The 13,111-nt window shown below is 66.9% G+C and carries 15 protein-coding genes; 8 read left to right on the forward strand and 7 right to left on the reverse strand.

Going from position 1 to position 13,111, the window contains the following annotated elements; translation table 11 throughout:
- The first annotated feature begins 42 nt into the window (after positions 1-42).
- The 4 genes from B4U45_RS14370 (at position 43) to B4U45_RS14385 (ending at position 2,401) form a co-directional block, all read left to right on the forward strand.
- Positions 43-405 (forward strand): DUF4226 domain-containing protein, encoded by a 363-nt coding sequence (locus B4U45_RS14370; protein WP_075545926.1) that lies wholly within the window; start codon positions 43-45, stop codon positions 403-405.
- 62 nt (positions 406-467) lie between these two features.
- Positions 468-1,730: a DUF4226 domain-containing protein gene (locus tag B4U45_RS14375; protein WP_075545927.1), complete on the forward strand. Its 1,263-nt coding sequence runs from the start codon at positions 468-470 to the stop codon at positions 1,728-1,730.
- 40 nt (positions 1,731-1,770) lie between these two features.
- Positions 1,771-2,088, forward strand: coding sequence for an ESX-1 secretion-associated protein (locus B4U45_RS14380; RefSeq protein WP_075545928.1), 318 nt, complete (start codon positions 1,771-1,773; stop codon positions 2,086-2,088).
- A 7-nt stretch (positions 2,089-2,095) separates the two neighbouring features.
- Positions 2,096-2,401 (forward strand): DUF2694 family protein, encoded by a 306-nt coding sequence (locus B4U45_RS14385; RefSeq protein WP_075545929.1) that lies wholly within the window; start codon positions 2,096-2,098, stop codon positions 2,399-2,401.
- Between the two features lie 4 nt (positions 2,402-2,405).
- Here the strand turns inward: B4U45_RS14385 and B4U45_RS14390 are convergent, their stop codons facing one another.
- The gene (locus tag B4U45_RS14390; RefSeq protein ID WP_162877312.1) at positions 2,406-2,549 is read right to left on the reverse strand and encodes a hypothetical protein; all 144 of its coding nucleotides are present in this window, start codon (positions 2,547-2,549) and stop codon (positions 2,406-2,408) included.
- An 80-nt stretch (positions 2,550-2,629) separates the two neighbouring features.
- Between B4U45_RS14390 and B4U45_RS14395 the strand changes: the two genes are divergently transcribed.
- Together B4U45_RS14395 and B4U45_RS14400 are read left to right on the forward strand one after the other, a co-directional pair.
- Positions 2,630-3,862: a DUF5632 domain-containing protein gene (locus tag B4U45_RS14395; RefSeq protein ID WP_083154497.1), complete on the forward strand. Its 1,233-nt coding sequence runs from the start codon at positions 2,630-2,632 to the stop codon at positions 3,860-3,862.
- Positions 3,863-3,919: 57 nt separating this feature from the next.
- On the forward strand, positions 3,920-4,240 hold the full coding sequence (locus B4U45_RS14400; RefSeq protein ID WP_089025135.1) for a DUF2710 family protein: 321 nt from the start codon (positions 3,920-3,922) through the stop codon (positions 4,238-4,240).
- Positions 4,241-4,309: 69 nt separating this feature from the next.
- Here the strand turns inward: B4U45_RS14400 and B4U45_RS14405 are convergent, their stop codons facing one another.
- Both B4U45_RS14405 and B4U45_RS14410 read right to left on the reverse strand, forming a co-directional pair.
- Positions 4,310-5,083 carry a TIGR03084 family metal-binding protein gene (locus tag B4U45_RS14405; RefSeq protein WP_075545931.1) on the reverse strand — a complete coding sequence of 258 codons (774 nt, stop codon included), beginning with the start codon at positions 5,081-5,083 and terminating at the stop codon, positions 4,310-4,312.
- Positions 5,084-5,094: 11 nt separating this feature from the next.
- Positions 5,095-6,423, reverse strand: a complete 1,329-nt coding sequence (locus B4U45_RS14410) for an MFS transporter (protein WP_240316725.1) — start codon at positions 6,421-6,423, stop codon at positions 5,095-5,097.
- Between the two features lie 99 nt (positions 6,424-6,522).
- Between B4U45_RS14410 and B4U45_RS14415 the strand changes: the two genes are divergently transcribed.
- Positions 6,523-7,131, forward strand: coding sequence for a YqgE/AlgH family protein (locus B4U45_RS14415; protein WP_089025136.1), 609 nt, complete (start codon positions 6,523-6,525; stop codon positions 7,129-7,131).
- A 76-nt stretch (positions 7,132-7,207) separates the two neighbouring features.
- Here B4U45_RS14415 and B4U45_RS14420 read toward each other — a convergent pair whose 3' ends face one another.
- Both B4U45_RS14420 and B4U45_RS14425 read right to left on the reverse strand, forming a co-directional pair.
- The gene (locus B4U45_RS14420; RefSeq protein WP_075545932.1) at positions 7,208-7,558 is read right to left on the reverse strand and encodes a hypothetical protein; all 351 of its coding nucleotides are present in this window, start codon (positions 7,556-7,558) and stop codon (positions 7,208-7,210) included.
- Between the two features lie 65 nt (positions 7,559-7,623).
- Positions 7,624-8,682, reverse strand: coding sequence for an LpqN/LpqT family lipoprotein (locus B4U45_RS14425; RefSeq protein ID WP_075545933.1), 1,059 nt, complete (start codon positions 8,680-8,682; stop codon positions 7,624-7,626).
- Positions 8,683-8,877: 195 nt separating this feature from the next.
- On the opposite strand from B4U45_RS14425, the gene leuS reads away from it, so the two are divergent.
- A complete protein-coding gene (gene leuS, locus B4U45_RS14430; RefSeq protein ID WP_219859420.1) occupies positions 8,878-11,805 on the forward strand; it encodes a leucine--tRNA ligase in 2,928 nt (975 codons plus the stop codon).
- Between the two features lie 88 nt (positions 11,806-11,893).
- On the opposite strand, the gene B4U45_RS14435 is transcribed toward leuS, so the two are convergent.
- Together B4U45_RS14435 and B4U45_RS14440 are read right to left on the reverse strand one after the other, a co-directional pair.
- Positions 11,894-12,559: an SDR family oxidoreductase gene (locus tag B4U45_RS14435; RefSeq protein WP_075545935.1), complete on the reverse strand. Its 666-nt coding sequence runs from the start codon at positions 12,557-12,559 to the stop codon at positions 11,894-11,896.
- 40 nt (positions 12,560-12,599) lie between these two features.
- On the reverse strand, positions 12,600-13,097 hold the full coding sequence (locus B4U45_RS14440; protein WP_075545936.1) for a MarR family winged helix-turn-helix transcriptional regulator: 498 nt from the start codon (positions 13,095-13,097) through the stop codon (positions 12,600-12,602).
- Positions 13,098-13,111 lie beyond the last annotated feature (14 nt).

Here is a 13,111-nt window from a genome sequence, read left to right on the forward strand (position 1 = left end):
ATTAACGCCCGGTCGGGCGGGCAGGATGGGAAGGTTGAACTCATGTCGGACCAAGCCGGATCCTCTCCGGATGCCATCGCGGCGCGGCAGGCGGTGCTGGGTCGGCAATACGAGGCGATAGCCGAGGCCGACCGCGCGCTGGCCGAGGCGCTTGCCGGCGCACACGCCGCGATGCGGGAGAGTATCCGTCGGCTGGACGCGATTGCAGCCGACATCGAGCGCGCCGTTTCGGACCAAGGGGAGCTTGCCGTCGACACCTCCATCGGAGCCCGGGAGTTTCAGCGATTCCTGCTCGACAAGCAACGCGAGATCACCGCGATCGTGGCCGACGCCCGCGAGCTGGATCGCACCAAAAGTGCTGTGCTGGCCCGATTGCTGGCGCAGTATGCCGGCCCCGGGGGCTAGGCTCGGATCGGCGTGCGGAGGTGAATTGTGGGCACCCGAGCGCCTGGGTACTGTCACGCGGCATGGCAGGGTCGCTTGATCGCCCGCAGCGGGGCGAATCCGCATCCGCACCGCCGGATGCCGGTCAGGCGAGCGCCGCCGACGCAATCGCAGGAGCGGAAGCCGCTCTGGCACATCAGAATTCGGCGAGCTCCCAGCTCGACTTGCAAGTCATTTCGGCGATCCTGAACGCACACCTGACCGCTGTCGAGGGTCGCGACGCGCTCAACCAACTCCAGCAGGAGACCGAAGCGGCGGTCCGGACGCGATCGGATCTGGACACACCGGCGGGGGCCCGCGATTTCCAGCGGTTCCTGATCGGCAAGCTCAGAGATATCCGTGAGGTGGTCGCCAACGCCAGCCTCGACGACACGTCCAAGGCGACCCTCATGGCGGCGTGGACGTCGCTGTACAACGCCTCGAAGGACGAGCCCGGTGCGGGGCCGGCGACGCCCGCACGCGCAGCCGGCGATGATGGCGGTCATCCGGCGGATCTGCTGTCGGACGACCCGCTTCTCGATTCGTTGTTGTTCGACGATCCGGCACTGCCGGACGGGGACACCTCGATGCCCGGCGCCAGTTCCCCGCCGCCGCAGATGGCGCCGACGACGCCCGGCATGCCCAATCTGGGCGGCCTACCGATGCCGGGGTTACCGGCAGGGGCAACCTCGCCGACGCCCGGCCTCGGTTGGGGTGGGTCTCCGCTTTCGGGATTACTCCGGGGATCTGAACCAGGACTCGCCGATCGCGACGAACCCGAACTGGACTCCGGCGATCCCGACCATGAGCGAGCGGGTCACCCCGATGACCCCAAAGAAGACCGGGAGCATGAGGAAGACACCGACGCGCAACCATCGCCGGACAAGCCCGACTCGCCGCCGACCGGTCCGACGACCGTCACGTTGCCCAACGGTGAGACGGTCACCGCCGCCAACCCCCAACTGGCAGCGGCCATCAAGGCCGCAGCCGGCGGACTGCCGATCCCAGATGCGTTCCAGCAGCAGGGAATTGCCCTGCCGCCGCCGGGCACGGCGGTCACCGACCCGATAGACCCGGCTCGGCTCGAACCTGGGGACATCGGCCTGTTCGTCGATCGGCATGCGCTCGCGCTTGGCCGCAACAAGGCACTGCTCGACGGCCAGATTCAACAGGTTTCCAGCATCGGCGGGCCAAGCTTCCTAGGCTGGGAGCATCCGCCCGCCGCGGCCACTCCGACCGGGCCGGCCCGGGCCGGCGTACCGACACCGACCCGGCCGGCGGCTCCCTCGGCCGCTTCGCAATACTGACCCCGCCGGCCTGAGCGCCGGCACACCAAAGGAGACGCGGATGGCAGATCGAATCCATGTGGTGCCGGCGCACTTACGTGAAGCCGCCGCCCATCACCAGCAGACGTCGGAGTATCTGCGCACCGTACCGTCGTCGCATGCCGCGATCCTGGAGAGCCTGGAGTCGCTCGGACCGATCTTCGCCGAACTTCGGGGCGCCGGCCGTGAACTCCTCGAGTTGCGGCGCCTGTGTTACGAGCAGCAAGCCGATGACCATGCCGATATCGCCCAGAGCCTGAGGACGTCGGCCGCCATGTGGGAACGCCACGACCAAGACGCGGTACGGGACTTCAGCAAAGTCTTCGACCCCGATCGATGACCGGTCGATGACGGACGCCAATCCTGCTTTCGACACCGTGCACCCCAGCGGGCACATCCTGGTTCGCTCCTGTCGCGGTGGCTACATGCACAGCGTCGCGCTGAGTGAGGGCGCCATGGATACCGATGCCGAGACTTTGGCCGAGGGCATCCTGCTGACCGCAGACGTTTCCTGCCTCAAAGCGTTGCTGGAAGTACGCGACGAGATCATCGCGGCTGGGCATACGCCGTCCCCCAGCGTTCCGAGCGACCAAGATCTCGACGCGGCGATTGAAAAACTCCTGGCGCACCATCTGCGCCGGCGGCGGCGCTGAGGCTCTAGAGCATCCAGGTCTTGGCGGTCTCGGGATCCGGGACGATATCGGTGGGCGGTTCGATGGGATTGGCGCCGAACAACTCTCGCGCGCGGGACAGCAAGGTCCGCACCTCGTCGAGTTGCTGCTGCAGCGCAGAATCAGCCATGGCTTTACGCTACCCAGGCCATGAAGCCGGCACAATTCAGGCGTCTGTGGAGGCTCGCAGGGTCCCGGTACGCTTAGCCGGTGGCGATCTTCGGCAGGCGGTCGGCGCGCCAGCGCCTGCGGAGAGCGACGGAGGAATCCCTCACGATTCCGGCTTTCAGCTCTCCCCCCGATTGCACCCCGTGGGTGATCGGCGGGATCTGGCCTGCCGAGCTCTCGCCGAACAACGCCGAAACCGCCGCGCTGGCAGCGTATCTGAAGGCCGACTTAGACCGGATCGTCAGTTCTGCCAACGATGAGTTGAGGACCCTCAGGTCAGCGGTGATGCTTGATTCCGCCCGCCGCGCGGCCGAAGCCGCGGTGATCGACGAGGCTCGCGCGCGGGCGGTGCGACGAGTCGAGTCGACACTGCGGCAACTGCGCGCACATCCTGCGCCGCCGGTCGTCGCGCGTCCGTCAGTCCCCGCGGATTTGGGCGGGACGGATCTGGAGCGGACCCGGGTGCTCCCCGCCATCAAGGATGAACGGCCGGGTTCCGCTGACGACCCCGCCAGTACCCGAGTGCTTCCTGTCGTCGAGGAGTCCCCGGGGGAAGAGCAACCGGTCGCCCACGAGAAGGAACAAGTCCAACCGGTCGCGCCTCCTGAAGCGGAGGTCATTGTGGCCGAATCGGTGACGCCGGCGCGGGGCGTGGCCGCGCCCGAGTCCGACGACGAACGGCTGCAGCGGCTGCTGACCTTCGTGGCTCGTCAGGAACCGCGGTTGAACTGGGCGGTCGGGCAGCGCGCGGACGGGATGACGGTGCTGGTCACCGACCTGGCCCACGGGTGGGTACCTCCTGGGGTCATGCTCCCCGAAGGTGTGCAGTTGCTGCAGCCGAAGCGTCGCAGCGGCGGCGTCGCACAGCTGATCGGTACGACGGCGCGCCTGGCGACCTATCGCCCTGGGGACCTCTTGGGCTGGACGAGCGACTTCACTCCGACCACGTCCTCGTCCAGGCCGCGGGAGTTACCGACGTTGGACGATCTGGTATCGGAGCTGAGCGGGGCTACCCGCTGGCGCGACGGACTGCCGCGGATCGTGCACCTGCTGACCCAGGCCGCGGCAGCCGGAGGTGGTGTCGGTGAAGACGAAATCGACCTGCTGCGAGTGCATCTCGATACCGCTCGGCATGAGGTTGTGGCGCAGTACCCGAATGTCGATCCCGCGCTGTTGCTCAACTGTATGTTGTTGGCGGCCACCGAAAGCGGGGTTACCGGAGATCCGGTATCAGCCAACTATCACTTCGCGTGGTTCCGTGAACTCAGCCGATAGCCGGTCAAGTTGGCGGGCCGTTGAATTGACGCTGGTTGGAGCCGTCGACATACTGTTTTGGTGCCGGGGTCTGGTGATCGCGCGGAACTGAGCGATAAGGACCTCGTCGAATCGGTTCTTCGTGAGCTCAGCGAGGCCGCCGACAAGTGGGAAGCGCTTGTCGCACAGGCGGAAACCGTCACCTACAGCGTGGATCTGGGAGATATTCACGCGGTCGCCAATTCGGATGGGCGGTTGCTCAAGTTGAGATTGCATCCCGGCGTCATGACCGGCTATTCCCACGCAGAACTGGCCGACCGGCTGAACGCCGCGATCGCGGCGCTGCGCGAGGAAGCAGAGGCCGAAAACCAGGCACGCTACGGCGGCTCGCTGCACTGACGCTGGCGCGCGCTCATCGCCCGCGGCGGGGCCGATGGGCCGAGGCTCTCTTCGCGCACTGGCGCGCGCTCATCGCCCGCGGCCGGGAGGGCCGGCGAAGGCTTGAGCGATCGTCAACCACCGCTGCGCATCCTCCCCTACCGCGGCGACGTCGAGGGTGGCCAACGCCCGCCGCTGGGTGACCAGGAAACAGAAATCCTCGGCGGATCCGGTGACGCGCTGGGCGGCATCGGCCGGCCCCCAGGACCAGGTGTCTGCGTCCGGACCGCGCAACTCGACTCGGAAAGGCTCGGCCGGCGGGGTCAGGTTGTTGACGAAGAACGCGTAGTCCCGGGTGCGGACACCAAGATGCGCTATTGAGCGCAGCCGGTCGGTGGGGGGCCGACTGACTCCGAGTGCGTCGGCGACGTCGAGTCCGTGCGCCCAGGTCTCCATCAATCGCGCGGTAGCCATCGACGCCGCGCTCATCGGCGGCCCGAACCACGGTAGTTTGCGACCGTCGGCGACCTTCAGTAGCGCCTCGTGCAACCTGCCCCTGGTCATCCGCCAGTCGTCGAGCAGCTCGCCCGGCGGCCGGGCCGCGAGCTGTTCGGCGCCGTCGTCTACGAAGCCGGCAGGATCAGCAGCCGCCTGGGTCAGTATGTCGGCAAAGCCGGCGTCGTCGGTGACCGCGGTCAGCGCCACCCGATCTGTCCACAACAGGTGGCCGATCTGGTGCGCGATGGTCCAGCCCGGCGCCGGTGTCGGCTCGGCCCATCGCTGCGGCGGAAGAGGCGCCACCAGCGCGTCGAGGTCGTCGCTTTCGGCCCGCAGGTCAGCGACGATCGGACCCGGACCCGCCATCAGTACCTCCCCTAGTCGCCGTTGACCGGCTGTCCCCGTCGGCCAACAATGCTGTGAACCACCAGCCCGGCCAAATAGATCACCGAGCCGAACAACACAAACGTGGGTGCGTGCCCGTCATCTGGAATCAACGCCGCGGCAACGGTAACCGAGGCGATGTAGGAGACCCAGAACAACGCATCCTGGACCGCGAACACGTGCCCGCGCAACGCGTCATCGACGTCGATCTGCATCGCGGAATCGGCACAGAGCTTGACCACCTGGCCGGCCACCCCCAGCAGGAACCCGCATGCCACCATGATCGGGATCACCAGGCCGGCGCCGGCGATTTCGATTGTCGCGGCCGCGATCAGGGCGCCGTTGGCCGTCGCATAGCGCCCCCACCGCCGGATCAAGACCGGGGTCAACACGTTAGCCAGGAATGCCCCGAGACCCGTGGCAGCGAAGAACACCAGGGCAGTGCCGAACCCTACGACGTCCGCATCTTTCATGTGGTGCACCAGCAGCAAGATCAACAGCGAGTTGATGCCGACCACCATCCGGTGTGCGGCCAGGCCGGACAGCGCAGCGGCAACCGTCGGTTGTTGCACAACGGTACGCACGCCGTGCAGCCAGCCGGTGATCACCGCGTACACGACCGACCCATGAATCGCGCGCTTGGTGTCGTCCGGACCGAGTACCCGCGGGGCGAACCGCAGCGATAGCAGCAACGCAATCAGCACCGGAACAATGGCGGTGAAGACGACCACGGCGGCGCCGTGATCGCCGCCGCCGGCCAGCCACCGGGGCAACAGCATGAAGTTCGCGCCCAGGAAGGCCCCGACCGCCCCGGATGCGGTGGCCACCGAGTTCATCGTGACCACCTGCTCGCGTGGCACCACATGGGGCAACGATGCCGATAAGCCCGATGCTACGAACCGGGCCAAACCATTGGCCAGTAACGCTCCGATCAGCAGCAAGAGATCGCCGCCGCGAAGCGCCAGGATCGCGCCAATCCCGGCGATGAAGGCCAACCGGCCGATGTTGGCGCCGACGAGCACCAGCCGCCGGTCCCAGCGATCCATCAGTGCGCCGGCGAACGGGCCCAGCAGTGAATACGGCAGAAACAACACCGCGAAAGCCCGTGCGATCGCCATCGGGTCGGCGGCCCGGTCGGGATTGAACAGCAGCGCTCCCGCGAGTCCCGCCTGGAAGAGACCGTCACCAAATTGACTCGCTATGCGAAGCTGCAGCAGTCGCCCGAAGTCGGGCAGCGCACGTATCGACCGCCACAGTGCGGCCGGTGCGCTGGCTTGCGTTTGGCTGCGAATCACAAAACCCACTTCCACGATCGGGCGCAGGCAATGCTGGTTTCGCGCTGTGCCGACCCAATCACAGTACAAATATCTGGCGACCATGCTTGTTTGGCCCGGTGTTGCTTTGGTCAGTGCGATGATGGTGTGGTGGCGCCGCAGGATGATCCCGAGGACTACATGGCACCCGCCGCACAACGTGTGCGAGCGGGTACTTTGCTGCTGGCCAACACCGATCTGTTGGAGCCGACCTTTCGGCGCAGCGTGATCTACATCGTCGAGCACAACGAGGGCGGCACCCTGGGTGTGGTGCTCAACCGACCCAGCGAGACGGCGGTCTACAACGTCTTGCCGCAGTGGGCCAAACTCGCGGCCAAACCGAAGACGATGTTCATCGGGGGCCCGGTCAAGCGCGACGCCGCCCTGTGCCTGGCGGTACTGCGGGTCGGTGCGGATCCGGACGGGGCGCCAGGTCTACGCCATGTTGCGGGCCGCATGGCGATGGTGGATCTGGACGCCGAACCCGACCTACTAGCACCGGTGGTAGAAGGTGTGCGGATCTTCGCCGGGTACTCGGGCTGGACTATCGGTCAGCTCGAGGGCGAAATCGAGCGTGATGACTGGATTGTGTTGTCGGCGTTGCCATCTGACGTCTTGGTTCCGCCCAGAGCCGACCTGTGGGGGCAGGTCTTGCGGCGGCAGCCGTTACCGCTTTCGCTGTTGGCCACCCATCCGATCGACCTCAGCCGCAACTAAGACCACGCCACAGCTCGCTCCGCGGGTCCGGCCACGCGGATGACGCGTCAGGAAAACCGACGGCGCACTGTCGAATTCATCGGCAGGACAACGTGCAGGCGGCGCAATCGTCGCCGCAATCAGTCGACCTGGTTCGGGCTGCCTCCCGGCGCAGCGCGTAGCGGGCGCACTGCCATGAGCCGGTGGCCAGCGTGCCGAACGCGCCCGCCACGCAAACGGCCAGCACCACCAAAGCCGTTGGCGCAGCCGCCGCAAGTGCCACGACACCTCCGGCGGTCAGCATGACCGCGGCCGCCAACTGGGTAGGGGCCATGGCGCGCAGCGCCATCTGCGTCGGATCGGTGGTGCGGGTATGGGACAGCGACCAGACCCCGAAGACGGCGGAAGCCGCCGCCGCACACACGCACAGCACACCCGCGATCAGCATGGACTCACAATACGAGTTCGCCGGTGGGTCCGCCCGACCCGATCCGCCCAGCGGGGCTCCAGGACTCAGTGCGACGGGACGGGTGTGAGGGTGACCAGCGGCGGCAGCGTGGTTATTACCCCGGGCAGCGACGGTGATGCCGGGTTGACGTGCGGCGCCGTCGCCTGCGGGGCTGGGGCTGCCACTGGAGCCGAATGCGTCGCCTGCGCGGGAGCCTGGGGAGCGGGCGCGAAGGCCTGCGCGGGAGCTTGGGGAGCGGGCGCAGTCGCTGCTCCCCCTTGGGCGGGCGCCTGACCGACCGTCCCGGGGGCCGTCACCCGGAAACCGTTGACGATGGCGTCCGTGGCAGGTGCATCGGCGATCGCCTGCGAGGCCGCGGTGGTCACCGACAACGACACCAGGTACTTGTCAGCCCCCGAACTGGCAAGGACATGGCGGCGCGAGGTATTCAGCGTCATGTCGTTCTCGCGGTACGTGCCCTCAATGATCGACGACGGGAAGCCGCTGAAGTCGGCCATGGATGAGTTGGTCGTCCGCCACGCCAGCAGCTTCTGACTGTCGACGAAACCGTGCGTGATGGCCTCCGCCGGGTCGAAGTCGCCGACCAGCTTGTAGACCACTACCTGCGCGTTGGACGTGTAGACGCTGTTACCGCCGACCCGGTCGGCGATCACCAGGAAGGCGTCGGGCACGTTGGGGTCGGGTACCGGAGTCCATCGAGGCGGCATCGGCAGGGTGACGTCGAGCGCCTTGAACCCCTGCGACCGCTGCGGCTCGAACCTGACCCCCTTGCTCAGGAGGAACTCTCGTAAGGTCCCGGCTACGGCGGGCGTGACCGCCGGCGGCGTCGGCGCCACCGCCGCCGGGGGTAGCGCCGACACCACGGGCGCGGGCGCCGGCGCCTGCGCGGGAACCGGGGCGAATCTGTTGCCGACACCGCCGGGAACCGCGGTGAGGTTCTGGACGGGCGGCGCCGCCGGTTGCACCGGAACCGGCGCGGGGAGCGGCGGTTGGGGATACAGCGGTTCGGCCGATGCCTTCCCGCCCGCGACGAGTACGACGCCGACGAAACCGGCAGCCATGCCCCCAGCGACGACCCGCCAGGTACGCGCGATGTGGATCATGTGCGTCGGTCCCTCCGAACTATGCGGGCGTCAATGCCCGTCATCGAGCTGAATTTAACGAACTCTTAGAGGCGCCAATAGTGCCGAAATCGAGCTGGGATGAACCTCTGACCGGTGTGCAATGCAACCGAGACCAACCCGTGGCCGGCGGCTTGGCCACCGACCTGCAAGGGGCGTCCTTATACCCTGTTGGGCGTGACCGAATCGCCGACCACGACGCCGGGCAGCGCCTCCGGTGGCACGTCCAGTGTCAGGGACGCGGAATCCGACGCCCCGCGGTACCGCTACACCGCAGAGCTGGCGGCGGGGCTTGAGCGGACCTGGCAGGACAGCTGGGCTCGCCAGGGGACGTTCAACGTGCCCAACCCGGTCGGGTCGTTGGCTCCCGCGGACGGTTCGCCGGTACCCGCGGACAAGCTCTTCGTCCAGGACATGTTTCCCTATCCGTCCGGCGAGGGATTGCACGTCGGACATCCGTTGGGCTACATCGCGACCGATGTCTTCGCTCGGTACCACCGGATGAAGGGCCACAACGTACTGCACGCATTGGGGTTCGACTCCTTCGGGTTGCCCGCGGAGCAGTACGCCGTGCAAACCGGCACGCACCCGCGTACCCGGACCGAGGCCAACATCGTGAACTTCCGCCGGCAGCTGGGCAGGCTGGGTCTGGGTCACGACAGCCGCCGCAGCTTTTCGACCACCGACGTCGAGTTCTACAAGTGGACACAGTGGATTTTTCTGCAGATCTACAACGCGTGGTTTGACACCGCAGCCAACAAGGCTCGTCCGATTACCGAGCTGCGTACCGAATTCGATTCCGGCGCAAGAACTCTCGACGATGGGCGGCAGTGGGCCAGGTTGTCGGCGGGGCAGCGGGCCGACGTGATCGACAGCTATCGACTGGTTTACCGGGCCGATTCGATGGTGAACTGGTGTCCGGGGCTGGGCACGGTACTGGCCAACGAGGAGGTCACCGCCGACGGCCGCAGCGACCGGGGCAACTTCCCGGTGTTCCGCAAGCGGCTGCGGCAATGGATGATGCGCATCACCGCCTACGCCGACCGGCTGCTCGAAGACCTCGACGTGCTGGACTGGCCGGAGCAAGTCAAGACCATGCAGCGCAACTGGATTGGTCGCTCGACCGGAGCCGTGGCGCTGTTTTCGGCGACTATCGCGACGGGTGACCGGATCGGTTCGCGAGTCGACATCGAGGTGTTCACCCCCCGGCCCGACCCCTTGTTCGGCGCCACCTACCTGGTGCTGGCGCCCGAGCATGAGCTGGTCGACGAACTGGTCGTGCCCGCCTGGCCCGCCGGCGTCAACCCCTCGTGGACCTACGGCGCCGCCACACCGGCCGAGGCCGTCGCCGCGTACCGTGATGCGATCGCGGCCAAGTCGGACCTGGAGCGTCAGGAAAGCCGGGAGAAGACCGGCGTCTTTCTGGGAAGCTATGCGATCAACCCGGCCAACGGCGAACCGGTGCCGATCTTCATCGCCGACTATGTGCTGGCCGGCTACGGCACCGGGGCGATCATGGCGGTCCCGGGCCACGATCAGCGGGACTGGGACTTCGCCCGGGCGTTCGGCCTGCCGGTCGTGGAAGTCATTGGCGGTGGCAACATTTCGGAGGCCGCATACACCGGAGACGGTGTCTTGGTGAACTCGGGTCACCTCGACGGGATGGACGTCGCGGAAGCCAAGCAGGCTATCACCGCGCGGCTGGAGTCCGAGGCACGTGGCCGGGCCCGAATTGAATTCAAGTTGCGGGACTGGCTTTTCGCGCGGCAACGCTATTGGGGTGAGCCGTTCCCGATCGTCTACGACAGCGACGGACGTCCGCATGCGCTCGATGACGCCGCGCTGCCGGTCGAATTGCCAGAGGTGGCCGACCATTCACCGGTGCTGTTCGATCCCGACGACGCCGACAGCGAGCCGTCGCCGCCACTGGCCAAGGCGACCGAGTGGGTCCACGTGGAACTGGATCTCGGCGACGGCCTCAAGCGGTACAGTCGTGACACCAACGTGATGCCGCAATGGGCCGGCAGCTCCTGGTACGAGCTCCGCTACACCGATCCGCATAACTCGGAGCGGTTCTGCGCCAGGGAAAATGAGGCGTACTGGATGGGCCCGCGGCCGGCCGAACACGGTCCGCAGGACCCCGGCGGCGTCGACTTGTACGTCGGTGGCGCCGAGCACGCGGTGCTGCATCTGCTGTATTCGCGGTTCTGGCACAAGGTCTTGTACGACCTGGGTCACGTGAGCTCACGGGAGCCCTATCGCAAGCTCATCAACCAGGGCTACATTCAGGCGTTCGCCTACACCGACGCACGCGGATCCTACGTGCCGGCAGATCAAGTGATCGAACGCGACGGGCGCTTTTTCTACCCTGATTCCGGCGGCGAGATCGAGGTCTTCCAGGAATTCGGCAAAATCGGTAAGAGCCTGAAGAATTCGATATCGCCCGACGAGATCTGCGACGCGTACGGCGCCGACACGTTGCGGGTGTACGAGATGTCGATGGGCCCGCTGGAGGCGTCGCGTCCGTGGGCCACCAAGGATGTCGTCGGAGCTCACCGCTTTCTACAACGGGTGTGGCGGCTGGTGGTCGAGGAGGACACCGGCGAGACGCGGGTGGTCGACGGGACCGATTTGGGCACCGACACGCTGCGGGCACTGCACCGCACGATCGCGGGTGTGTCCGAAGACTATGCGGCACTTCGTAATAACACCGCGGCCGCCAAACTCATCGAATACACCAATCACCTCACCAAGGAGCATCGTGATGCGGTGCCTCGCACGGCGGTCGAGCCATTGGTGTTGATGCTGGCTCCGCTGGCTCCGCATCTGGCTGAGGAGCTCTGGTTGCGGCTGGGCCACACCGTCTCGTTGGCGCACGGCCCTTTCCCCGAGGCAGATCCGGCCTACCTTGTCGACGAGACCGTCGAATACCCGGTGCAGGTCAACGGAAAAGTGCGTGGCCGGATCGTGGTGGCCGCCGAGGCGGACGACGAGGCGGTCCAAGCCGCCGCGCTGGCCGACGAGAAGGTGCGGGCGTTCCTGGCGGGTGCCACGCCCCGCAAGGTCATTGTGGTTCCGGGCCGGCTGATCAACCTGGTGGTCTAGATCCCCGCGCCGAATGTGAATTGGTCGACGCGACACGCCGAAAATCCGTCGTGCAATGCACGCTCGGCGGCCCGCTACAGCTAGAGCGCTAGCGGGGCCGGACGACCACCTCGTGGACGTGACCATCGGCCGGGGTGGCTATCACGTTTGCGACCACCGCGGCGACGGTTTCGGCCCGCAGGAACCTGGCGGGATCGTAGTTGCCGCCTTCGAACTCGACAAGTTCGCGCTGCATCTCGGTGTCGGTGCGGCCCGGGAAGATCGTCGTCACCCGCAGGCCGGGTTCGTCGGCGCGTAGTGAGTCCGCGAAGGCCCGCAAGGCGAACTTGCTGGCCGAGTAAGACGCCATGCCCGGCGAAACATTGCGCCCGGCACCGGAATTGATGAACACCACCTGGCCGTGGGCGTGCCGCAGCGCCGGTAACAGTGCCAGTGTGAGTGCCACCGGGCCAAAGACGTTGACGTCGAAGGTGGCACGCCACTCGTCGACGTGCGAATCGCCGACGTGGCCGGGGATGGATAGTCCGGCGTTGTGCACCAGCACGTCGAGTTCGTCGACCACTTCGCAGCTGGCCTCGATCGTGCCGGCATCGGCCAGGTCGAGTGGAAAAGTGGTGGCGCCCAACCGTTCCGCGACAGCGTCGAGACACTCGGAGGGCCGACCGGCCAGCAGCAGGGTGTGTGTCGGCGCCAAGGCGGTGGCAATCGCCGAACCGATGCCGCGGCTGGCGCCGGTGATGAGTGCGGTGGGCATGGCTGCAGCGGTTACCAATCAGCTTGCCGGTCGGTTGCTTTCACGCCTGTTCACGGGCATCGCCGGCGGCGGCATTGGCCGGCTCACCGCTGGCCAGGCGTTCCAGCGGCGCCAGCGCTTTCATCAACGTGTCGAGGTCCGAGTGGGGGAGCTGGCTGAGCATCGCGGCAAGGGCGGCATGCCGGTTGGCCAGCGACTCGGCATGCACCGCCCGCCCCTGCGGCGTGATGTCGACCAGCACCGCCCGCAGATCGGACGGGTCGCGGGAGCGCTTCACCAGCCCAATCTTTTCCAGCCGGCGGATAGCCACGGTGGTGGTCGGGGTCCGCACCCGTTCGTGTGCGGCCAGGTCAGTCATCCTGATCGGACCGCGATCGAGCAACGTGACCAGAATCGACAGCTGCGCCAGCGTCAACTCCCCGGCGACCGCGCCATTGGGATCCCCGCGGCGCAAGATCGAGAACAACTTGGACAGTGCGCGGTGCAGGCCCTCCGCCAATTCCGTCACCTCAGGTGCGGTGGATCCGCTGTCCGCCATAAGTCGGCAGTCTA

Source organism: Mycobacterium persicum, from assembly GCF_002086915.1.
Taxonomy (GTDB): domain Bacteria; phylum Actinomycetota; class Actinomycetes; order Mycobacteriales; family Mycobacteriaceae; genus Mycobacterium; species Mycobacterium persicum.